Here is a 257-nt window from a genome sequence, read left to right on the forward strand (position 1 = left end):
GGCAAGAGCCAGGCCGCCACCGCGAAAGAGGCGGCAAAAACGGCGAGCCCGCCGAAGATGTCGCTGAGGTGATGGCCGCCATGGGCCAGCGTCGCCGGGATCATCGGCGCGTTCAGGATCACCGCCAGCGGAAAGACACGCGTGCCCATGGTGAAGACGACGACCATGCAGGCCATCACCGTGTGCAGCGACGGAAACGCGATGACCCCCGAGATCTCGGTCACCTGGATGGTGGCGCTGCCCTCGCGGGCAAGCCG

Annotated in this window: 1 protein-coding gene; it reads right to left on the minus strand. The window is 67.3% G+C overall.

Annotated elements, in window-relative coordinates:
• Positions 1–224 (minus strand): phosphatase PAP2 family protein (locus tag R0J92_RS24460; RefSeq protein WP_411053594.1); only part of this gene is annotated, 224 nt, incomplete at its 3' end.
• Between the last annotated feature and the right edge of the window lie 33 nt (positions 225–257).

Source organism: Tritonibacter sp. SIMBA_163 (genome assembly GCF_046535935.1).
GTDB lineage: Bacteria > Pseudomonadota > Alphaproteobacteria > Rhodobacterales > Rhodobacteraceae > Epibacterium > Epibacterium scottomollicae.